Raw genomic sequence first — 21,316 nt, forward strand, 5'->3', positions numbered from 1 at the left:
GGCCGGCTACTTCTGCCCCGCCACGGGAACGTGGATCCATACCGCCTTCGACGGTGTGCCCGCCCCGTCCACCGCGTTGAGCATGTACCACCCCGGCGGCACCAGCGACGGGTCCTTGGGCAGCGTGACCGTCACGCCGTCCTTGCCCTTGGTCACCGTGAAGTCCAGCGCGATCGACCGCTGTTCGATGTTGGTGACATGGGTGAAGGAGCCGGGCCGGATCAGCCGCATCTTCTTGATGGCGTCGGCATGCGGGGCGCCGAACGTCGCGGTGCCGCCGAGCGCGACGGTCTTGGCGGCACCGCCCGAGGACGTCAGCTCGGGGCGCGACTTCCGGAAGAGGTAGGGCGGCGTGTAGAGGTCGATCTGCTGCTGGAAGACGCCCGGCTTGGTGTTGTCCTTGTCGGCGTACAGCGAGTCGGAGCCGAAGGTCATCACCCGGCCGTCCGGCAGCAGCAGCGCGCCCGAGTGGTAGTTGCGACCCACCAGCGGGTCGGCCACCTGCCGCGCGGTGTTGGACGCCGGATCGTAGATCTCCGCCTTGAGCACGTTGGAGTCGCTGCGTCCGCGGTAGTCGCCGGAGCCGTTCGTGGTCAGCACCGAGTCGTCCGGCATGATCACGCTGCTCGGGTAGCGGGCCTTGGCGTAGAGCGGCGGCCCGTCCTTGAAGCGCGGTGCGGGGGCGTGCAGGTCCACGATCCGGGTCTTGTCCGTCGACCGGGGGTCCTCGCCGACCCCGCCGCCGCCCAGCACCATGTACCGCTGGTTCTGCGCGGGCGGCAGCAGCACCGACATCGACGTCTCCAGGATCTTCGGATCGCTCATCCCGGGCACGACCTGGAAGGTGTTGGACTTCAGGTCCCAGATGCCGGGAGTGCGGCCGATGTTGTCCGGGCCGTAGCCGGCGTTGGAGCCGGTGTAGAAGATCCGGCCCCGGTCGGTGAGGAAGAGCGCGGGGTAGGTCGGGAAGAAGCGCTGCCGGGGGAGGTAGCTCCACTTCTTCGTCGCCGGGTCGTAGATCTCCTGCTTGCCGGGGACGACCTGCCCGATCTCGTCCAGTCCGGAGACCGAGAGGACCTTGCCGTCCTGAAGGGTGGTCAGCGTCGGGTACCAGCGGGCCTCGTTCATCGGGTCGACGGGGACGTAGCGCTCGGCCACCGGGTCGAACTCGAAGGAGTCCTTGATGCCCTGGAAGTCCTTCTTGTCGAAGGACAGCTTCTGTGCGATGCCGTAGAAGTTGTGGGCGTCGGTGCCGGTCAGGCCGCGGATGCGGTAGTTGTCCTGGGCGCCCGTGGAGTGCGCCGGGCCGTTCTTGAGCGCCTCGACGTAGACCCGGGCCTCGCTGTGGGTGACGGTCACCTTGCCGGTCACCGGGTCCTTGGTCTTCTTCGCCCGCGGCACCACGACCGGGTCCTTCGAGGTGAAGGTCTTGCCGTTCTGCTTGCCGGTGAAGAGCGTGCCGGCCGGGAAGGTTCGGGGGCCGTCCGGGTTCTCGTTGTAGATGATCATGAGGCCGCCGGCCTTCTTCACATCGCCCTGCAGCTTCTCGTAGCGCTGCGTCCCCCCGGCGACCAGCAGCTTGCCGTCCGGGAGCTGGGTGTGCCCGGCGCAGAAGAGGTCCTTGGGCGTGGGGATGTTCTTGAAGGTGTTCTTCTCCGGGTCCCACAGCACCGTACGGAAGGACTTGGCCCTGAAGTTCGCGGCGTTGTTGCCGGAGCCGGCGACCAGCAGCACCTTCCCGGTGTGCAGCAGGGCCGCGTGGATGGTGTTGATGCGGTACTTGTCGGGGACGTCGACGACGTCCCAATGGCCGTTCGCCGCCTTGTACTCGGGCTCGTTGATCTTGTACTGGTGGTACTGCTCCGAGGCGAAGCCGTAGAGGGCCGGCCCGTTCATCCCGGCCAGCGCCAGCACCACCGCGGTCGCTATCGCCACTCTGCGGGTGCGACGGCTCGGACGGTACTTCATGTGTGACGTCCCCCAAGGGCGATCTGCATGGTCTGTTCGGTGGAGGCGGGCTGGTCGGCGGACGGGTCCGCGGGGCTCGCGCCGTCCTCGCCGCCGTCGCCGCCGGCCGCCGCCTTGCGCCGCGCCCCCCGTACGCCCAGCCGCCAGGCCGCGATCGGCGCCGCCGTGATCAGCATCGCCAGCGACGCCCAAGTGATCATCGCCGGATGGCTGTGTCCCAGGACGAAGGAGGCGCCCAGCGAGCCCCCGAAGACGAGCAGGAAGAACAGGTGCACCCGGAAGGTGCCGAAGAGCGTGTCCGGACTGGAGGAGTCGCCCTTCGGCGTGACCACGAACTTGCTCTTGCGGCGTAGTACGGCGTCGAACAGCGACCGCGCGTAGATCGGCGCCGACAGCGCGGACATCACCATCCCTGCGACGCCGCCGGACCCCTCCGGCTCGTGCGGCGAGACGTTGTGCCGCCGGTTCCAGACGTACAGCCCGATCTGCAGCGCCGAGGCGTTGCCGTAGAGCATCATCCACACCGACGGGTCGATCTGGACACCGGAGGCCCCCAGGCCCAGGAACAGCGCGCAACTGAGCGCCGCCAGGATCCAGTTCAGCGCCGACATCGGGTAGAAGATCACCATCATGGTGTAGTTGAAGAGCCGGCCCGGCGGCAGCGTGAACGGCGCCTTCCAGAACTGCTTGAGGATCGTCTCGTACGTCCCGCGCGACCAGCGCAGCTGCTGGGTGAAGAAGTCCGTCCAGGCCGTCGGTCCCTCGCCGACCGCGAGCACGTCCGGGGTGTAGACCGACTTCCACTTCTTCCCGGTCGCCGGATTCCGGTGCCGGTGCATCTCGAAACCCGTCGCCATGTCCTCGGTGATCGAGTCGTACAGCCCGCCGATCTGCCGGAGGGCGCTGATGCGCACGGCGTTGGAGGTGCCGACGAACATCGGCGCGCCGTAGCGGTTGCCGGCCCGCTGGATCAGCGCGTGGAAGAGGAACTGCTGCGACTCCGCGGCCTTGGTGACGAAGGTGTCGTAATTGCCGTACACCTGCGGGCCGATGACGAAGCCGACGTCCGGGTCGCGGAAGAAGCCGAGCATCCGCTCCAGGTAGTTGGGCATCGGGACGTGGTCGGTGTCGACGGAGGCGAAGTAGTCGTAGTCGTCGCCGTGGGCGTCCAGCCAGGCGTTGTAGTTGCCGTGCTTGGTCTTGGCGCGGTGCGGGCCCTTGGCCTGGTTCCACTCCGGCACGCCCTTGCGGGTGAAGTGGTGCACTCCCAGGCGCCGGCAGACCTCCTTGACCTCCGGGTCGTCGCCCTCGTCCAGCAGCCAGACGTGCAGCAGACCGCGGTGGCGCACCCGTACCGCCGCCTGAAGCGTCTTGGTGACCATCGCCAGCGGTTCCTTGCCGGGGACGAAGGAGGTCAGGAAGGCGACGCGGGTGCCGCTCTCGGGTATGACCGGCACGGGGTCGCGGGCGACGAGCGTGGCGTGCGCGTTGGAGAGCACGTTCATGCACCGGAAGAACTCGATCAGCGCGATCGAGACCAGCATGACGGTGTCCAGCACCGGCAGGAACTCATACGCGGGGTAGTCGCGTTGAGTCCAGTGAGCGGGCTGCAGCAGCCAGGCGAGCAGGCCCAGCGAGACCAGCGGGGCCGCGCCGAGCAGCAGCGCCGCCCGGATGCGGTGCGGTTCGCCGGCGAGCAGCGAGCGGTAGCGGACCGTGTAGGGCTTGTCCGGATCGGGCTGGGTGAGCGGCCCGGCCAGCCGGCTGTAGTGCTCGTAGTCGTAGCGCGGCAGCGGCTTGCGCTGGATCCGCCGCTGCCAGTGCTGGCGTGGCACGCGCAGGCGTGCCGTGGCGGACGAGTCGTACGACTGCTGCGGCCGGGCGCCGTCAGGCGGCGACGTCATGAGTCCATCCCCCCACAACGCAGAACGGGCTGCGTGCTGTTTGCTGATGGCCCGAGTCCACGGTCCCCCTCGACCGACTCGGGCTCACTGGTGTCGGCCGCCCACACCGTCAGACGGTGAAGGCCACCTTCCGGTTGCATGATGAACGCCCCCGCGACCTCCTGCCAAGCGGCGGGCTCCCCGCGTCCACATCACGCCAACCGGCGTTTCCCCTGTCCCCAACTCGCCAGGACCCGCTGCTTTCAGCCGAGTTCCCAGGTCAGGGTCCCGAACCGACCGCATGATCGCAAGGTCGTCCGAGAGGGATACGGACAAGAGTGTGCAATGCGGGACGGTGTATGGCGCAGTGCGCATCACTTGAGCCCGATGTCGGCCGCAACTGGCCGGTTTCTGGCGGCTTTTGGAGTGGTGGCCGATACCGCCCACTCGGCTTCGTCATGCACTCCGGTTCGTAAAGCGATTCCCAGGCATGGGCAAAGTCGCCGACTGGAAAGGCACAAAGGAAAGTTGACGGACCGGAGGCGGCATGGCCGACGACATGCATATCGATGCGGCGCAGCTGAACAAGCTGAACGAGCTGGGCAAGGGCTTTGAGGCCCATACGTACGATGTGGAGCAGTATGTAAAGGAATTCACTGGCAAAACCGGTGATGAACGGATCCATGATGGGTTCGGCCTGCTGACCGAACCCGAGGAAGCGGCCTCTGCCTACATCAAATTGGCTGAACACATGACCAAGTCGCTGGGTAATCTGCATCGCCCTCTCGACGCCATCGGCAGACCGTCGCCCGTGCCGGTAATGGCAGCGTTTGCCGGTCGAAACGGGGGCACGGTACGCGGGTGGCTCTGTCTCCGGTGTCGGCACCAGCGTGATCATTGGTAAAGGACCCGAATGGCGTGACAATGCCGTCAACGCCGGTCACGAGGCACTGGGCGGCGCCGGCGCGGGCGCCCTCATCGGCGGCCGCTTCGACGGCGGTCTGGCGGAGAGCGCGGTATCGGGCGCGCTGGGCGGATCCGGCGCCGGCGTCGTCGGCGACCTCGCCGACAACGCGATCAAGGGGGAGGGGGACGACCCCACCGATGAGCGCCGGAGCGGTACGGCTCGGCCCCGGCGTGACCGCGGTGGGGCTGCCGGGCTCGTCGTGCTCACGGCCGGCTGGCTCTTCCTGGACGCGGGAGCGGTCCGTACGGCCGCGGGCCGGACCGCCCGCGCCGCACGGCTCCCGCTGGACCTGGGCGCGGATCACCGCCGTCGCTCTCGCCGTCCCCACCTCCCTGGTGCTCTTCGGCAGCCTGGGCGCCGGCGACCCGGCACGCGGCGCCACGGCCGCCCGGATCGCCGACGCCGACCATGTGATCAAGGAGCTGCCGGTCGTCGCCGTGACCCGCTCCGCCGTCGAGGCCCAGCTCACCGGGCGCACCCCGACCCCCGGCGTCCCGGTCGGCGTGCTGCTCGGCGCGATCGTCTCGGTGGCCGCCGCCGGGGCACTTGCTCCTGCCGGTGGACGGCGGATGGCGCGTCTGGACGGCCGTGGCGGACGCCCTCGCACCGCTCCTCGTCTGGAGGGTCGCGGGTCTGTTCACCGCTCCGGCCGCCAAGGGGGCGGCCGCGGAGGCCGAGGCGGGCCCGGCCGCCTGACCGGTCCGCATCCGCCATATGACTGAGGGCCCCTCGCATGGCGAGGGGCCCTCAGTGTTACGTGCGCCGCCAGGGACTCGAACCCCGGACCCGCTGATTAAGAGTCAGCTGCTCTAACCAACTGAGCTAGCGGCGCGCGCTGACCTGAAGAACTTTACACGACCTCGGGGCGTGCTCCGTACCCAGAACCGGGTCGCCCACGCACTCGGCTTCTGTGACCCCCGTCACTCACGCCCTGCGCCCCAAAGGCGGCCCTACCGCACGCAGCCCCCTCCCGCACGGGCCGGAAGTCCCGCGATCTTGGGACCTTCGGCTGCCGGGCCGCCCGAATTGCTCTGTGAGGATCGAGTTCGGGGAGTCCGTGGCGTAGGTCAGCAGTTGCCCCGTCAACATGCGATATCTCCTGCCGGTTGAGAGGCTGAGGCGCGTACCGGGGTGCGGGGACGAAGCGAACGAGAAGGGGGCCGGCCATGGCGTCCGTCACTCCTCCCGCGTCTCCCGCAACCCCACCCACCACAGCAACGTCTGCCAGGACGCGCGCCCCGGACCGGGTCCCCGGGACTCGCCCCTCCGTCGGAAAGGTTGATCGTCATGGTGTCGACAGCCAAGCGCACCCTTGAGATGCGGCTCCTCCTCGGGCCGGACGACGCCGTTACGGTGGCCGGCCGGTTCGGCTACCGCAGCGACCGCCCGTACGAGGTCGAGGTCGCCTTCCTCAGCCGCGGTCGCACGGTCTCGACCTGGCGGTTCGCCCGCGATCTGCTGCTGGAGGGGTTGTCCGGCGAAGTGGGGGAGGGGGACGTACGGGTGTGGTCCTTCCGCCGGCCGGGCGACGTGCGCCGCGTCCACATGGAGCTGTCCACCGGCGACTCGGTGTGCGAGCTGTCCGTGCGCGCCAGCGAGCTGACCGCCTGGCTGGAGCAGACGGCGGCGATCGTGCCGCCCGGCCGCGAGGACCGCTTCCTCGACATGGACACCCACCTGGCCCGGCTGCTGGCGGGGAAGTGCTGATGGGGGGCACGGCGATGATGACGACGGCCATGGACGAGGTGGCGGCCGAGGCCGCGCGGGCGACGCACGGCGCGCCGCGGGCGGTGACCGCTCCCGGCCCGGAGGGCGGCGCCCGGTCCGGCCCGCCCATACCCGCGCCCGGCTCCGGCATACCCCCCGCCACCGCGGATCCCGCCGCCCCCGCGCCCCACGACCCCTGCGCACACGGCTTCCTGCCCGAGCGGCCGCCGGTCCGTTCCATGATCGGGACCTGGACCAGGCTGGACGCCATGGCGCGGGCGGCCGCGGTCGCGCCCGACCGGGAGGCCGCGATCGCCCTGGTCGAACGCGCCCGCCGGGACGACGAGTTGTCCGCGCTGCGGCAGCGGGTCTCCCGCCTCTCCCTGCGCAACGCCGAGGCGGCCGCCATGCGGATCGCGGTCGTCGCGGTCTCGTGCGGATGGTGCGGGCTCGATCCGCAGGCGCCGGCCGCCCGCCAGGTCGCCGACGAGGCGTTCCTCGACCTGTGGGCGGCGATCGCGCACCGCATCGACCACGACCAGTTCGTCGCGCTGCCCACCCTCGCCCTCCACAACTGGGCCCCCGAACGCAAACCGCGTCGCCATATCCCCATCGACCAGCTGGCCCGCACCGAAGCGCTGGTACCGATCGTGCGCTGGGCCCCGGAGGGCCAGCCGCTCAGCCGGCTCGACCGGCTGATGCTGGCCGCGACCCGGCTGGAGGCGCACGGGATCTGGCTCTTCCGGCTCGCCGAGACCCTCGCCGGCCGTTCGCCCGACGACTCCTCCACCCCCACGGCGCTGCGCCGCCTGGTCCGCGTCCAGCACGCCCTGCGCGCCCAGCTCCACGCCGAGGCGGCGGAACTGGCGGCCGCGCCCGCGACGCCGCAGCAGCGGGCCGTGCTCGCCGCGCTCGCCGAACAGGGCGCCCTGGAACCCCCGGTGCTGCAGGCCGCCGACGCGGTGCTGGGCATCGGCGGCCGCCGCGTGGGCGACGGCCGGCGTCAGCTGCTGCGCCGCCACCTCCCCGCGCAGCACCGCGCCTGGCTCAGCGCGATGGACCGGCACTGCGCCCCCGTACGCACCCTCGCCCACCGCGGCGGTCCCGACGCGGCCGTCTACCGCGAGGCCCAGGAGTCGCTGATCGCCCTGCGCCGCACGTACACGGCGCTGGTGCAGGCCGCCGCCCGCCCCGCGACGGACCCGTTCCCGGCGGCCGCCTGACGCCCCGCCCGCCCGACCCGGCCGTCGGTCGGGGACCGGACACTGTCATTGGTCTGGACATGACCAGTGACAGTGTCTAGTGTGCCGCTTGGTCTAGACCGCGCTTCCCGCACCTCCCTCCTCAGCTCACGGAACCTCCCCCACGTTCTTCAGGAGCGAAGCATGCGCAAAAAGATCAGCGCTGCCGTGATCGGTCTCGGTGTCCTCGGCGTCTCCCTGCTCTCCACGGGCAGCGCCGCCAGTCACGGCTACAGCGACGCACCCCCCAGTCGGCAGGCGCTCTGCGCCCAGGGCGCCGTCAAGGACTGCGGCGCGATCCAGTACGAGCCGCAGAGCGTCGAGGCCCCCAAGGGCTTCCCGGCGGCCGGCCCCGCCGACGGCAAGATCTGTTCCGGCGGCCATGAGAACTTCGCCGAGCTGGACGACCCGCGCGGCGGCAAGTGGCCCGGCACCGCGCTCTCCCCGGGCCAGGGCTACACCTTCACCTGGCGGCTGACGGCACGCCACGCCACCACCGACTTCCAGTACTTCATCACCAAGGACGGCTACGACCCGAGCAAGCCGCTCACCCGCGCCGACCTCGAACCCGAGCCGTTCATGACGGTCCCCATGGGCGGCGCGCGGCCGGGCGAGACCGTCCAGCACCAGGGCACCGTCCCCACCCAGAAGTCCGGCCGGCACCTCATCCTGGGCGTCTGGAACATCGCCGACACCGGCAACGCCTTCTACGCCTGCTCGGACGTCGATCTCTCCTGACCCGAAGACGGGCCTGCCCGCCTCCCCCGTGAGGCAGGCCCGGACACAACGAAGTGGGCGTTCCCGGAGAACCGGAAACGCCCACTTCCTACGTGCGCCGCCAGGGACTCGAACCCCGGACCCGCTGATTAAGAGTCAGCTGCTCTAACCAACTGAGCTAGCGGCGCGCGCTGACGAAAGAAATACTACCTGGTCGAGAGGGGTGCTCGTGACCACCGTCCGTGGGGCCGCCCCCGCCCCGCTCAGATCGCCAGCGACAGCAGCACCGGCGCGGCCTTGCGGTTGAGGGTGTCGGCCGCCTGGCGCAGGCGATGGGCGTGCTCCAGCGGCATGGACAGCGCGAGGCAGCCGACCGTCGAGCCGGCCGTGATCGGTACGGCCGCGCAGACCGTACCGACGGCGTACTCCTGAAGATCCAGGACGGGGACCGTCGGCGGCTGGCTGTCGAGCTTGTGGAAGAGGACCTTCTCGTTGGTGATCGTCCGGGAGGTGAGCCGGGCGGTCTTGTGCCGGGAGAGGTGGTCCTTGCGCCCGTCGTGGTCGAGCTGCGCGAGCAGGCACTTGCCGACCGCGCTGGCGTGCGCCGTGCGGTGGAACTCGGCCCATTCGTTGACCTTGGGGGCCAGCGGTCCGTCGGCGTAGTGGAGGATCTTGACCTCGCCGTCGATGTACCGGCTGATGTAGACCGCCGCGCCGACCGAGTCGCGCAGCTGGTCGAGGGTCAGCTGCAGCTTGTCGCGCAGGGCCCGGTCGCGGTCGCCGCCCGACCCCAGGAGCAGGAGCGATTCACCGACGACATACGCCCCGTCGGTGAGCTGCTCCGCATAGCCCTCGCGCCGCAGCATCGACAGCATGTGGGCGAGCTGGCCCGGGGGCAGGCCGGTCTCCCGGGCGATCTGCGCATCCGTCACGCCACCGGCGTGCCTGGAGATCGTTTCGAGCACGCGAAGGGCGTACTGCACCGAATGGAACGGCGCGGTCGGCTCGGGCTTCAGCGCCACGGTGTCCCCCTAGCAGGTTGTTACCGCTTGCGTCGTGACCGCGCTGAGCGGCACGGTCGGCACATGCGCGACCGCGCCCGGACAACGAGGCTGCTATCACGATAGCGGTCAACGGCCCTCGATGGAGGGGGTCTTGACTGAAAAGCAGTGCGTCTCGGTTTTCTGTACAGGGGCTTGAGACTCTGGCATATGCCAAGGTCACGAAGCCGGGCGCCGGGGTGCCGCACGCTCCGGTGTCACCCGGTCGCGCCGGGGCGGAACCGCGTGAGGACCCCCCGGAGGGTGCGGAATCGGCCATTTCCGCGGCCGGTTCCGTCATGTGCCCCGAGCGCCGGTTCAGGACGTCGTCATCGCCTTCTCGCCACGGGCGCCCTCGGTCCTGCCGCCGGCCGGGCGTGCGGGGCGTACCGGAAGGAGAGAGGTGGTGCGCCCCGGGCGGGACACACCACCTCTCTCACCACGCCGATGGCGCGCGGTTCACAGCACGGCGCTCAGGAACTCCCGGGTGCGTTCGTGCTCCGGCTCGGTGAAGATCTTCTCCGGGGAACCGGACTCGATGACCCGGCCGGCGTCGAACATCAGGACGTCGTCGGAGATGTCCCGGGCGAAGTTCATCTCGTGGGTGACGCACAGCATCGTGATGTCCGTGGTGTGCGCGATGTCCCGCAGCACGTCCAGCACACCGGCCACCAGCTCCGGGTCGAGCGCCGAGGTCACCTCGTCCAGCAGCAGCACCTGCGGGCGCATCGCCAGCGCGCGGGCGATGGCGACCCGCTGCTGCTGGCCGCCGGAGAGCTGGGTGGGGTACTTGTCGAGGTGCTCGGTCAGCCCCACCAGGTCCAGCAGCTCGCGGGCCCGTTCCTCGGCGGCGTCCTTGCTCATGCCCAGGACGTGCACCGGCGCCTCGGTGATGTTGCGCAGCACCTTCATGTTGGGGAAGAGGTTGAACTGCTGGAACACCATCCCGATGTTCTTGCGGACCTCCCGGGTGTGCTTCTCCCCGGCCGGTACGAGCTTGCCGCCCTTCTCCTCGTGCGTCAGGTACTCGCCGCCCACCTTGATGGTGCCCTCGTCCGGCTTCAGCAGCGTCATCAGCAGCCGCAGGATCGTGGTCTTGCCGGATCCGGACGGGCCGATGAGGGTGACGTGCTTGCCCGAGGAGACGGTGAAGTCCAGCGCGTCCAGGACGGTGTTGGCCCCGAAGCGCTTGGTGACGTTGTCGAAGCGGATCAGCTCGGTGCCCTCACCCGCGGGTGCGGCCGCTTCCTCGGAGTGGTCCTTGGGGGGATTGCTGTCAGCGGACAAGACGACGCTCCAGGGCTCGCAGAAGCAGGGAGGTGGGGTAGGAGATGACGACGAAGAGGATGCCGACGACGGTGATCGGCTCCAGGTAGTCGAAGGTGGTGGCGCTGATGCTGTTCGCCTGGAAGAGCATGTCGGCGACGGTGATGCCGGCCAGCATCGGCGTGTCCTTGAACATCGCGATGACGTAGTTGCCGAGCGCGGGCACCACCCGGCGGAACGCCTGCGGCAGGATCACCGCGATCCAGGTGCGCCGGCGCGGCAGGCTCAGCGCCGTGGCGGCCTCCCACTGGCCGGGCGGCACGCCGTCGATGCCGGCGCGGTAGACCTCGGCGGTGTACGTCGAGTAGTGCAGGCCCAGACCGATCACGCCCGTGGTCAGCGGCGCGAAGGTCAGCCCCCAGCTCGGCAGCACGAAGAACAGGAAGAACAGCTGCACCAGCAGCGGGGTGTTGCGGATGAACTCGACGACGGCGCTGACCGGCCAGGTCACCCAGCGGCTCGGCGAGCGCAGGGCCAGCGCCCACACCAGCCCGAGCGCGAAGGCCACCAGCGAGCCGTAGATCGTCGCCTGGACGGTGATCCACAGCCCCTTGAGGAGGTCGGGCATGATCTCGCCGATGTAGCTCCACGACCAGTTGTTCACGGCTTACCTCCGGTGGCCAGTGCCTCGGGTCCCTGCTTCTCGACGGGCAGCTTGCGGGAGAACCAGCCCTCGCCCTTGGGCACCGCCCGGCCGACCGAGGCCTTGGCGCGGCGCTCCAGCACCCGCATGACCCGGGTCACCAGGAACGCGACCACGAAGTACAGCACGAGGATGATTCCGTAGACCTGGGCGCTCTGGCCCGTCGACAGCCGGGCCAGCTTGGCCTGGAAGGTGAGCTCGCCGATGGACAGCAGCGACGCCAGCGCGGTGCCCTTGAGCAGCTCGATCAGCAGGTTGTTGAACGGCGGCATCATCTCGGGAACGGCCTGCGGCAGCAGCACCTTGCGCAGCCGCTGCCAGGGCGAGAAGCTCAGCGCGATGGCCGCCTCCCGCTGGGCGGCCGGCACCGCCTGGAGGGCGCCGCGCACGATCTCGGAGCCGTACGCGCCGTACGACAGGCCCAACGCCAGCGTGCCCGCCCAGATGCCGACGAGCTGCCAGCCCAGCAGCGGCAGCGCGAAGAACAGCCAGAACATCAGTACCAGTGCCGAGGTGCCGCGGAAGAACTCCACATACACACCGGACAGGAAGCGGACGATCCACAGGCGCGAGGTGCGCGCCAGGCCGATGCCGAAGGCGACAGCGGCGGCCAGGGCGGCGCTGTAGACCATCAGCTGGACGGTGATCCACAGCCCCTCGAAGAACAGTCCCCACAGCGCAGAGGTCACTTGTTACAGAGCTCCTTCGCGGTGAGGTCGGTCATGAACTCCTCGGTGAAGCCGTACGGCTTGGCGATCCGCAGCAGCTCGCCGCTCTTCTTCATCTTGTGCAGCTCGCGGTTGAAGGCGTCCCGCAGCTTGGTCTCGCCGATCCGGAAGCCGTAGCCGCCACCGTCGCGCTGGGGCTTGCCGTCGACCTTCGGGGTGAACGGCTCGGTCATCTCCACCTTGGGGTGCTGACCGGTCTTCAGGGCCTCGATCATGGTCAGGGCGGTACCGGCGAAGGCGTCGATCCGGCCCGCCTCCAGCGCCTCCATGCCGGCGATCTGGTCGCCGTAGGTCTGGATCGTGCCCTGCTTGACGCCGTTGCCGACCGCGTAGTCGATCTCCGCGTAACCGATACCGGTGCCCATGCGCAGGCCCTGTTCGGCGATGTCCGGATAGTCCTTGATCTTCTTCGGGTTCCCCTTGGGGACGAGGAAGGCGTCCTTCGACTCGTAGTCCGGGTCGGAGAAGAGCACCGCCTGGCAGCGCGCCTTGTTGATGAACATGCCCGCGACGATCACGTCGTACTGGAAGGAGTGCAGGCCGGGCACGAGCGCGCCGAACTCGACCGGCACCGGCTCGAAGTGCTTGATCCCCAGTCGCTGGAAGATCGTCTTGGCCACCGCCGGCGCCTCGCCGGTGAGCTCGCCCTTGCTGTTGATCGAGGCGTACGGTGGTTCGCTGGCGATGCCCATGCGGACCGTGCCTTTGGTGCGCAGGTCGTCGAGCAGATGGCCGCCGCCCGTGGCGCCGGTGACGTCGACGCGGGAGCAGCCGGTGGCCGCCCCGACGGCACCCGCTGCGCCGAGCGCCGCTACCCCCGCGAGCAGCGACCGGCGGCGGATGCCGCGTGTCAATTGGCCTGTGGTTTCTGTGGTGTTCCATGGTGGTGGAGCCATGGGCGCGCGGCTACCCGAACGTCTGGCGAGTATGCCGATCGTTTCCGGCCCTTGATACAAGCGGTTGGGAGTTGTGCCGTACTGTTCCATGCCGTTCCGTACGCCGGTATTGCCCCCTACGATCCGAAGCATGACCGATCGCTTCATCGAAGTCTCGCTGGACAAGCGCGGCGTGCGCTGCACGGCGAAGTTGCTCGACGACCGCGCGCCGATCACCTGCAACGCCGTATGGGACGCCCTCCCGCTCGGCGGCGACGTCTACCACGCGAAGTACGCCCGTAACGAGATCTACGCCCTGCTGGCGCCGTTCGCGCCCGAGGAGCCGCCGCTGGAGAACCCCACCATCACCCCGATCCCCGGCGACCTGTGCTATTTCACCTTCAGCGACACCCAACTGGGCACCGCGTCCTACGGCTACGAGAGCCAGGCCGAGCACCGGGGCCGCGCCACCGTCGTCGATCTCGCGCTCTTCTACGAGCGCAACAACCTGCTGATCAACGGTGACGCGGGCTGGGTGCCCGGCATCGTGTGGGGCAGCGTCGTCGACGGCCTGGACCGGATGGCCGACGCCTGCCAGGACCTGTGGCGGGCCGGCGCCCTGGGCGAGACCCTCAACTTCCGGCGGGCCTAGGCGGCGGGATCTGCGCCACCCCCGCCTCGTAGAGGGCGTGCGCGGCGCGCAGCACCAGCGCGTCCGCGTGCCGCGCACCGACCAGCTGGACGCCGATCGGCAGCCCGTCGCCGTCGACCCCGCAGGGCAGCGACGCGGCCGGCTGCTGGGTGAGGTTGAACGGGTAGGTGAACGGCGTCCAGCCCGTCCAGCGGGTGTGGCCGGATCCGGGCGGCACTTCCGCGCCGGCCTCGAAGGCGGTGATCGGTTCGGTCGGGGTCACCAGCAGGTCGTAGGCGCTGTGGAAGCGCCCCATCGCCTGGCCGAGCGCCATCCGCGTGTCGACCGCGGCCAGATAGTCCAGCGCGCTGTAGCGGGCGCCCTGCTCGCAGATCTCCCGCAGCCCCGGGTCGAGCAGCGCGCGGTCCGCGTCGTCCAGGTGCTGCACCACCCGCGCCGCACCGCTGAACCACAGCGTGTGGAACGCCTCCACCGGGTCCGCGATGCCCGGGTCGATCTCCTCGACGGACGCGCCGAGCCCGGCGAGCGTCTCGACGGCGCCCCGCACCGCCGCGGCGACCTCCGGCGCGACGGCCACATCCCAGCCGAGCGACGGGCTGTAGGCCACCCGCAGCCCGGAGACCGGACCGGCCAGCGCGTCGCGGAACGAGCCGGCGGCCGGCCCGAGCTGCGACCAGTCCCGCCAGTCCGCGCGGGTGATCACATCCATCATCAGCGCCGCGTCCGCCGCGTCGCGGGTCATCGGGCCGACGTGCGCCAGCGTTCCGAACGGGCTCGCCGGATAGTGCGGCACCCGCCCGTAGGTCGCCTTCAGTGCGAAGATCCCGCAGAAGGACGCCGGGATGCGCACCGAGCCGCCGCCGTCCGTGCCCAGGCTCACCGGCCCTGCGCCCAGCGCCACCGCCGCCGCGCTGCCGCCGCTGGAGCCGCCCGCGGTGCGCCCCGGGGCGTACGGATTGCCGGTCACCCCGTGCCGCGGGCTGTCGGTGACGCCCTTCCAGCCGAACTCCGGAGTGGTGGTCTTGCCGACGAACACCGCACCGGACTCCCGCAACCGGGCCACCGACGGCGCGTCCTCCTCCCACGGCCCCTCGGCCCGCACCGTCCGCGAACCGCGCAGCGTCGGCGCGCCCCGCGTCAGCAGGATGTCCTTGACCGTGACCGGCACGCCGTCCACCGGGCCGGCCGGCTCACCGGCCCGCCAGCGCTCCGCCGACTCCTTGGCGCCCGCCAGCGCCTCGTCCGCGTCGATCCGGGTGAAGCAGTTCGTGGCGGCCTGCGCGGCCTCGGCGCGCTCCAGGACCGCGCGGGCGGCCTCGACGGGGGAGAACTCGCCGGCCGCGTACCCGGCCGTCAGTCGGGTGGCGGTCAGGTCGGCGAGGTGGGTCGGTTCGGTGGTCATGCGTCCTCCGCGCGTCGGCCGCCCCGGGGCGGGGCGGTGGGTGGGGGGCGCCGCGCCGCGCCGCGGCCCGGCGGTCCGCGCCGTCACTGCACCGGTACGTACCCGAGCCGCTTGTCGACGACGTTGTGCAGCGGCTCGCCGGCCGACCACTGGTCGAAGTTGTCCTGGAACTGCTCGGCCAGCGCATCGCGCCAGCCCAGCGTGTCGCCGCTCATGTGGGGGGAGATGATCAGATGCGGCACGTCCCACAGCGGGCTGTCCGTCGTCAGCGGCTCGTGCTCGAAGACGTCCAGCGCCGCCGCCGCGATCCGCCACCCGCGCAGCGCCGCGACCAGGTCGGCCTCGACGACCAGCGGGCCGCGCCCGACGTTGATGAAGCGCGCCCGGGGCGGCATCCGCGCGAACGCCGCCTGGTCGAACAGGCCGCGGGTGGCGTCTGTCAGGGGCGCCGCGCAGACCACCCAATCCGCCTGGGGCAGTAGGTCGTTCAGTGCGTCACTCGGGTGTACGAAGCCGAATTGCGGGTCGTCGGACCGCGCCCGCCGGCCGACCAGATCGACCTTGACACCCAGTGCCAGGAGGGTGGTGCCGATGGCCCGGCCGATCGGCCCGGAGCCCACCACGACCGCGCGGGTGCCGCCCAGCCGCAGCGTCTCGCGGTGCTGCCAGCGCCGCTGCCGCTGCAGCTCCCAACTTCCGTAGAAGTCCTTGGCCATGGCGATCACCAGGCCGGCGACGTACTCGGCGATGGGCTGCTCGAAGACGCCGCGGGCGTTGGTCACGACCGTGTCGTCGGCGATCAGGGCGGGGCACAGCAGTCGGTCCACGCCCGCGCTCGCGGTGTGCACCCATCGCGGCCTGGGGCCCTCGCGGGGCCAGGCCTCGCGGATCGCGTCGGAGGTGAAGTCCCAGGCCAACAGCACGTCGGCGGTGGGCAGTAGCTCCGCCAGCGACGTCTCGTCCGCGAAGATCACCCGGGCTCGGCCGGTCAGCCGGTCGAGCTTCGGCGGCGGATCGGACCCCAGGACGAGGACCGTGCTTCCGGTGCTTTCGGACATAGGTCAGAAACCGTTCTGAAACGTGAGCCCCTTTCACTGGAAAGGGGCGCCGACAGATGCCTGAGATGCGAGGATTGACCACGCTAAGAAGTCGTATCTACCGTGTCAACAACGGCATCTGTCCCGACGTCCCGGCTTGATCCGGCTGCACCTCCTTCCCCGGCCACTGGCCTGGCCATCAGCCCTTCGTTTTCTAGGGGCCTTCAATGGACGTCTCCTTTCTGGGTGGTCCCCAGCCTCAGCTCGGTGTGGGCGTTGTCGCCCCTTTTGACTTCGCGCTCGACCGCGAGCTGTGGCGCTGGGTTCCCGACGACGTGTCCCTCCACCTCACCCGAACTCCGTTCGTGCCCGTCGAGGTCAGCCTCGACCTGGCCCGCCTGGTCAGCGAGCACGAAACACTGGACGCCGCCGTCCAGGCGCTGTGCGCGGTATCACCGCAGGTCATCTGCTATGCCTGTACCTCCGGCAGCTTCGTCGGCGGGGTCGCGGGCGAGCGGGCCATGTGCGCTGCCATGGCCCAGGCGGGGGAGGTTCCCTCCCTCACCACCTCGGGCGCGCTGATCGAGGCGCTGCGCGAGATCGACGCGCGGCGCATCGCCGTGGTCACGCCCTACACCAAATCGGTCACCGACTCCCTGGAGGACTATCTCGGCGAGGCGGGCATCACGGTCACCGGCCGGGCCTACCTCGGACTGACCCGGCACATCTGGAAGGTGCCCTACCGCGACGTCGTCGACATGGCCCGCGCGGCCGTGATCGGCGCCGCCGACGCCCTCTTCATCAGCTGTACGAACCTGCCGACCTACGACGTCATCCCGCAGCTGGAGGCCGAGCTGCGGATGCCGGTGCTGTCCGCCAATCAGGTGACGATGTGGGCCGCGCTGCGCGCCATCGGCGTGCCGGCGGTGGGCCCGTACCAGGCGCTGCTCGATCCGGTGGCGCGCCGCGGCCCGGCCGCGATGACCGGGTCGGAGCCGGTGGTACCGGGAGGGCCGGGAGAAGGCGCACTGCGGGCGACCCCCGAGGCGGCCTTCGCCGGACCCCCCGCGCCGCCGGAGGGGGAGGTGGGGGACGGCGTCGATCCGCCGCTCTACCCACCCGAGGACTCCGGTCCGCTGCCCCCGGTTTGACGGTCCCGGTCCCGGACGCTGCCGGCGCCGCCCGTGCCGCCGGCAGCGCTCCTGTCCGACAGCTCAACCGCACCACCCGAGAGCGCACCCGCACCATGAACACCACGGCACCCGCAGTCGTACACGCAAGGGAGACCTGCATGGCATCGGTCGGCTTCCTCTACCCCGGCCACTCCGCCGAGGACGACTACCCCCGGCTGGAGGAGATCCTGGGCGGCGCGGTCCGCCTGCCGCTCGTGCACACCGACATCGGCGAGGACGCCCACCGGGTCGACGCGCTGCTGGAGATGGGCTCGGCCGCCCGGCTGGCGGCCGGCGTGGCGGAACTCAAGGAGCGCGGCGCCCAGGCCGTCGTCTGGGCCTGTACGAGCGCCAGCTTCGTCTTCGGCTGGGAGGGCGCCCACGATCAGGTGAGGGAGCTGTCCGCCACCGCCGGCCTGCCCGCCTCCAGTACGTCGTTCGCCTTCGCGCACGCCGTCCGGGCGCTCGGCGCCCACCGGGTGGCGATCGCCGCGACGTATCCGGAGGACGTGGCCGAGCACTTCCGGTCGTTTCTGAAGTCCGCCGGTGCGGAGGTCGTCGCCACCCGCGGCAGCGGCATCATCACCGCCGCCGAGGTCGGCACCTGGGGCATCGAGGAGGTGCTCGCGCTCGCCCGCGCCGGCGACCACCCGGACGCCGAGGCCGTGCTGCTGCCCGACACCGCCCTGCACACCGCCGCGCATCTGCCCGCCCTCGAAGCGGCACTGGGCAAGCCGGTGCTCACCGCCAATCAGGTGACGGCCTGGGAGGGGCTGCGGCTGCTGGACCGGACGATCTCCTGCCCGCGGCTGGGGGCGCTGTTCTCGCGGACCGCGCGCGTAGCGGGCCGCGCTGCGCCGGCGGGAACAGCCCGCCGGGAATAAGTGGAGAACCTCTCCGGTTGTCTCCCTCGCAGACACAGCGCCAAGCGAGGAGGACCCGCACCGTGAGCGGCGAAGACGACGAGACCCGGGCCGGCCACGAGGCGGGCCGCGACGGCGGCGACGGGATACGGGGCAGTGCCCAGGGCAGCGCCCCGGTCCCGCTGTCGGTGCTCGACCTGGTGACGGTGGGCGCGGGCCACACCGCGTCCGGCGCGGTGCGCACCGCCGTCGACCTCGCCCGTACGGCCGAACGCCGCGGCTTCCACCGCTACTGGGTCGCCGAGCATCACTCCATGCCCGGCGTCGCCTCCTCCTCCCCCGCGGTGCTGCTCGCCCATCTCGCCGCGCACACCCGGCGGATCCGGCTCGGCTCCGGCGGCGTCATGCTGCCCAACCACGCCCCGTTGGTCATCGCCGAGCAGTTCGGCACCCTGGAGGCGATGGCCCCCGGCCGGGTCGACCTGGGCCTGGGCCGCGCCCCGGGCACCGACGGCGCCACCGCCGCCGCGCTCCGCCGGACCGAGCGCCTGCACGAGGGCGCCGACGAATTTCCCCAGCAGCTTGCCGAGTTGACCCGCTTCCTGGACGGCTCCTTCCCCGACGGGCACCCGTACGCCAAGATCCACGCGGTCCCCGGCCCGGTCCAGGCCACCTCGCCCGGCGGCGTGCAGTCCCCCCACCGGCCGCCCGTGTGGCTGCTGGGATCCTCCGGCTTCAGCGCCCGGCTCGCCGGCACCCTCGGTCTGCCGTTCGCCTTCGCGCACCACTTCTCCGCGGCCAACACCGTCCCCGCGCTCGACCTCTACCGCGCCGCCTTCCGCCCCTCGGAGGTGCTCGCCGAGCCGTACGCCCTGATCGGGGTCGGGGCGCTGGCCGCCGAGGAGGAGCGCGAGGCCCGCCGCCAGGTGATGACCGGCGCCCTGGCCATGGTCCGGCTGCGCACCGGCCGCCCCGGCCTGGTCCCCAGCCCGGAGGAGGCCGAGGCGCACCGCTTCAACGAGTTGGAGCGCGGCTTCGTCGACGGCTGGCTCGGCAACGTCGTCCACGGCACCCCCGACGCGGTCCGCCAGGGCCTGGACGACCTCGCCAAGCGGACCGGCGCCGACGAGCTGATGATCACGGCCAACGTCCACAGCGGCGAGGCGCGCCTGCGCTCGTACGAGCTGATCGCGGACGCCTACGGCATGGAGCCGCCCGAGGGCCCGGCCGGTGGGGCCAGGCCCTAGATGAAGAGCGCCGCGACCCGTTCCGGGGCCACCGGCCGGGAGTACAGCCAGCCCTGGCCGGTGTCGCAGCCGATCCGCCGGAGGCGCTCGGCCTGCTCGGCGCTCTCCACGCACTCGGCGGTGACCGTCAGGCCCAGGCGGTGCGCCAGCGCCACCAGCGCCTCGACGATCATCTCGTCCGCCGGATTGGGGTGCTCCTGGGAGCGGAAGCCGTGGACGAAGGAGCCGTCCAGCTTCAGTACGGAGACCGGGAGGCGGCTGAGGTAGGCGAGGTTGGAGTAGCCGGTGCCGAAGTCGTCGATGGCGATGCGCACGCCCATGTCGCTCAGGGCCTGCAGGGCCTGCAGCGGCCGGCCGGCCGAGCCCATGACCGCCGACTCGGTCAGCTCCAGCTGCAGCAGCTCCGGCGGCAGCCCGGTCTCGGCGAGGATCCCGGCCACGTCGGCGACCAGGTCGGAGTCCCACACCTGACGCACGGCCACATTGACGCTGACGAACAGCGGCTGGCCCCCGGGGTGCGCCAGCTGCCAGGCGCGTGCCTGATGGCAGGCCCGCTCCAGGACCCACCGGCCCAGCTCGACGATCGCGCCGTTCTCCTCCGCCAGTGCGATGAACCGATTCGGCGACAGCGTGCCGAACTGCGGATGCCGCCAGCGCACCAGGGCCTCCACGCCCTGTGCCCGGCCGTCGCCGAGGCCGACGAGCGGTTGGTACTCCAGGGTGAACTCGCCGCGGTCGACCGCCGGGCGGAGCGTGCTGGAGAGCGCCTGGCGCGTCATCCGGTGCGCGTTGCGCTCCGGGTCGAAGAGCGTCCAGCGGGCCTTGCCGTCCTCCTTGGCCCAGTACAGCGTGGTGTCCGCGGCCTGCATCAGACCGGTCGCGGTGGTGCCGGTGGCGGCCCGCTCCACGACGCCGATGCTCGCCGACACCGACAGCCGCTGCCCGGCCAGGTCGAACGGGCGCTGCAGCGCGTCGAGCACGCACTGGGCGAGCTCGGCCAGCTGGTCGGTGCCGGTGGAGTCCTCCACCAAAAGAGCGAACTCGTCACCGCCGAGCCGCGCCACCAGATGCTCGCCGCGCCCCGTCGCGCGCTCCACCGCGCTCTGCGCGCAGCGCGTCAGCCGCTGCGCCACCGCGCTCAGCAGCCGGTCGCCGACGCGGTGCCCCAGGGTGTCGTTGACGGCCTTGAAGCCGTCCAGGTCGAGGTAGCACAGCCCGATCCGGCCGGTGCCGGTCGGCTCGAAGGACGCCGTCTCCAGCGCCGTGGAGAGCCGCTCGAAGAACAGCGCGCGGTTGGGCAGGCGGGTCACCGGGTCGTGCATCTGCAGATGCCGCAGGCGGGCCAGCAGGTCGTGCCGGTCGCTGATGTCCGCCACCGACAGCAGCATCCGCTCCTCGCCGCTGAGCGGCTCCGGGGTGAGCGGCTCGACGGTCACCTCCACCCAGACCGAGTGCCCCTCGGGGTGTTTGAGGCGGCGGGTGCAGCGCAGCCGTTTGCTGCGGCCGCACAGCACCTCGCGGTAGGCGGTCCACACCCGAGGGTCGGCGCCGAGGTCGGTGAGGTCCGCCGCGGTGGCGGCGACCAGCTGGTCCGGATCGGTGCCGACCAGCTCGCCGAAGGCGGGGTTGGCCGCGAGGACCAGCCCGTCGCGGTTGAGGACGGCCATCGCCAGACGCCCGGCGTGGAAGGCGGCGCGATAGTCGCCGAGCGAGGCGGCGGTGTCGTCGCAGCGGCCGGTGGGGGTGTGCCGGGCGTCGGCGGATTCTTTGGTCGTGCCGTTACGTTCCGTCACTGAGGGCAGTGTCGCTCCGGGTGTGCGGCCCGGGCCGTCGGGGTGTCCGCTCACT

The 21,316-nt window shown here is 71.1% G+C and carries 19 protein-coding genes and 2 tRNA genes; 9 read left to right on the top strand and 12 right to left on the bottom strand.

The features are described 5' to 3' along the window. Positions 1 to 6 precede the first annotated feature (6 nt). Both ACFWZH_RS16980 and ACFWZH_RS16985 read right to left on the bottom strand, forming a co-directional pair. Positions 7 to 1,968, bottom strand: a complete 1,962-nt coding sequence (locus ACFWZH_RS16980) for a galactose oxidase-like domain-containing protein (protein WP_384430849.1) — start codon at positions 1,966 to 1,968, stop codon at positions 7 to 9. After that, the gene (locus tag ACFWZH_RS16985) at positions 1,965 to 3,872 is read right to left on the bottom strand and encodes a glycosyltransferase family 2 protein (RefSeq protein WP_384430852.1); all 1,908 of its coding nucleotides are present in this window, start codon (positions 3,870 to 3,872) and stop codon (positions 1,965 to 1,967) included. The genes ACFWZH_RS16980 and ACFWZH_RS16985 overlap by 4 nt, the downstream gene beginning before the upstream one ends. 526 nt (positions 3,873 to 4,398) lie before the next feature. Between ACFWZH_RS16985 and ACFWZH_RS16990 the strand changes: the two genes are divergently transcribed. Further along, positions 4,399 to 4,755, top strand: coding sequence for a hypothetical protein (locus ACFWZH_RS16990; protein WP_384430855.1), 357 nt, complete (start codon positions 4,399 to 4,401; stop codon positions 4,753 to 4,755). A 200-nt stretch (positions 4,756 to 4,955) separates the two neighbouring features. Next, on the top strand, positions 4,956 to 5,540 hold the full coding sequence (locus ACFWZH_RS16995; RefSeq protein WP_384430858.1) for a hypothetical protein: 585 nt from the start codon (positions 4,956 to 4,958) through the stop codon (positions 5,538 to 5,540). Positions 5,541 to 5,576: 36 nt separating this feature from the next. Here the strand turns inward: ACFWZH_RS16995 and ACFWZH_RS17000 are convergent. Continuing rightward, positions 5,577 to 5,650, bottom strand: a tRNA-Lys gene (locus ACFWZH_RS17000). Between the two features lie 455 nt (positions 5,651 to 6,105). Between ACFWZH_RS17000 and ACFWZH_RS17005 the strand changes: the two genes are divergently transcribed. The 3 genes from ACFWZH_RS17005 (at position 6,106) to ACFWZH_RS17015 (ending at position 8,504) form a co-directional block, all read left to right on the top strand. After that, entirely contained in the window at positions 6,106 to 6,525 is a 420-nt protein-coding gene (locus tag ACFWZH_RS17005) for an SsgA family sporulation/cell division regulator (RefSeq protein ID WP_384430861.1), read from the top strand. Further along, complete coding sequence (locus ACFWZH_RS17010) at positions 6,525 to 7,748, top strand: hypothetical protein (RefSeq protein WP_384430864.1); 1,224 nt, start codon at positions 6,525 to 6,527, stop codon at positions 7,746 to 7,748. Before ACFWZH_RS17005 ends, ACFWZH_RS17010 begins: the two co-directional genes overlap by 1 nt. A gap of 162 nt (positions 7,749 to 7,910) precedes the next feature. Next, on the top strand, positions 7,911 to 8,504 hold the full coding sequence (locus tag ACFWZH_RS17015; protein ID WP_384430867.1) for a lytic polysaccharide monooxygenase: 594 nt from the start codon (positions 7,911 to 7,913) through the stop codon (positions 8,502 to 8,504). Positions 8,505 to 8,597: 93 nt separating this feature from the next. Here ACFWZH_RS17015 and ACFWZH_RS17020 read toward each other — a convergent pair. The 6 genes from ACFWZH_RS17020 to ehuB form a co-directional block, all read right to left on the bottom strand. Then, positions 8,598 to 8,671: transfer RNA gene (locus ACFWZH_RS17020), tRNA-Lys, on the bottom strand. A 75-nt stretch (positions 8,672 to 8,746) separates the two neighbouring features. After that, positions 8,747 to 9,505: an IclR family transcriptional regulator gene (locus tag ACFWZH_RS17025; RefSeq protein WP_384430870.1), complete on the bottom strand. Its 759-nt coding sequence runs from the start codon at positions 9,503 to 9,505 to the stop codon at positions 8,747 to 8,749. 477 nt (positions 9,506 to 9,982) lie between these two features. Then, positions 9,983 to 10,810, bottom strand: a complete 828-nt coding sequence (ehuA, locus tag ACFWZH_RS17030; protein WP_384430873.1) for an ectoine/hydroxyectoine ABC transporter ATP-binding protein EhuA — start codon at positions 10,808 to 10,810, stop codon at positions 9,983 to 9,985. Continuing rightward, on the bottom strand, positions 10,800 to 11,417 hold the full coding sequence (ehuD, locus tag ACFWZH_RS17035) for an ectoine/hydroxyectoine ABC transporter permease subunit EhuD (protein ID WP_384431236.1): 618 nt from the start codon (positions 11,415 to 11,417) through the stop codon (positions 10,800 to 10,802). Before ehuD ends, ehuA begins: the two co-directional genes overlap by 11 nt. A 32-nt stretch (positions 11,418 to 11,449) precedes the next feature. Beyond that, on the bottom strand, positions 11,450 to 12,181 hold the full coding sequence (ehuC, locus tag ACFWZH_RS17040; protein ID WP_384430876.1) for an ectoine/hydroxyectoine ABC transporter permease subunit EhuC: 732 nt from the start codon (positions 12,179 to 12,181) through the stop codon (positions 11,450 to 11,452). Next, positions 12,178 to 13,116, bottom strand: a complete 939-nt coding sequence (ehuB, locus tag ACFWZH_RS17045; protein ID WP_384430879.1) for an ectoine/hydroxyectoine ABC transporter substrate-binding protein EhuB — start codon at positions 13,114 to 13,116, stop codon at positions 12,178 to 12,180. Before ehuB ends, ehuC begins: the two co-directional genes overlap by 4 nt. Positions 13,117 to 13,246: 130 nt before the next feature. Here ehuB and ACFWZH_RS17050 point away from each other — a divergent pair, with 130 nt between their 5' ends. Beyond that, positions 13,247 to 13,747: a DUF3830 family protein gene (locus ACFWZH_RS17050; RefSeq protein WP_384430882.1), complete on the top strand. Its 501-nt coding sequence runs from the start codon at positions 13,247 to 13,249 to the stop codon at positions 13,745 to 13,747. On the opposite strand, the gene ACFWZH_RS17055 is transcribed toward ACFWZH_RS17050, so the two are convergent. Both ACFWZH_RS17055 and ACFWZH_RS17060 read right to left on the bottom strand, forming a co-directional pair. After that, positions 13,728 to 15,149 (bottom strand): amidase, encoded by a 1,422-nt coding sequence (locus ACFWZH_RS17055; protein ID WP_384430885.1) that lies wholly within the window; start codon positions 15,147 to 15,149, stop codon positions 13,728 to 13,730. The genes ACFWZH_RS17050 and ACFWZH_RS17055 overlap by 20 nt on opposite strands. 83 nt (positions 15,150 to 15,232) lie before the next feature. After that, entirely contained in the window at positions 15,233 to 16,207 is a 975-nt protein-coding gene (locus tag ACFWZH_RS17060; RefSeq protein WP_384430888.1) for a D-2-hydroxyacid dehydrogenase, read from the bottom strand. A 206-nt stretch (positions 16,208 to 16,413) separates the two neighbouring features. Here ACFWZH_RS17060 and ACFWZH_RS17065 point away from each other — a divergent pair, with 206 nt between their 5' ends. From ACFWZH_RS17065 to ACFWZH_RS17075, 3 genes are all read left to right on the top strand, one after another. Further along, a complete protein-coding gene (locus ACFWZH_RS17065) occupies positions 16,414 to 17,337 on the top strand; it encodes a decarboxylase (RefSeq protein ID WP_384430891.1) in 924 nt (307 codons plus the stop codon). A gap of 140 nt (positions 17,338 to 17,477) precedes the next feature. Then, positions 17,478 to 18,242 carry a decarboxylase gene (locus tag ACFWZH_RS17070; RefSeq protein ID WP_384430893.1) on the top strand — a complete coding sequence of 255 codons (765 nt, stop codon included), beginning with the start codon at positions 17,478 to 17,480 and terminating at the stop codon, positions 18,240 to 18,242. Between the two features lie 62 nt (positions 18,243 to 18,304). Then, the gene (locus ACFWZH_RS17075) at positions 18,305 to 19,468 is read left to right on the top strand and encodes an LLM class flavin-dependent oxidoreductase (protein WP_384430895.1); all 1,164 of its coding nucleotides are present in this window, start codon (positions 18,305 to 18,307) and stop codon (positions 19,466 to 19,468) included. On the opposite strand, the gene ACFWZH_RS17080 is transcribed toward ACFWZH_RS17075, so the two are convergent. After that, positions 19,465 to 21,261, bottom strand: a complete 1,797-nt coding sequence (locus tag ACFWZH_RS17080) for a putative bifunctional diguanylate cyclase/phosphodiesterase (RefSeq protein ID WP_384430898.1) — start codon at positions 21,259 to 21,261, stop codon at positions 19,465 to 19,467. The two genes, ACFWZH_RS17075 and ACFWZH_RS17080, sit on opposite strands and share 4 nt — an antisense overlap. Positions 21,262 to 21,316 lie beyond the last annotated feature (55 nt).

The organism is Streptomyces sp. NPDC059008, from assembly GCF_042749045.1.
Classification (GTDB): Bacteria; Actinomycetota; Actinomycetes; order Streptomycetales; family Streptomycetaceae; genus Streptomyces.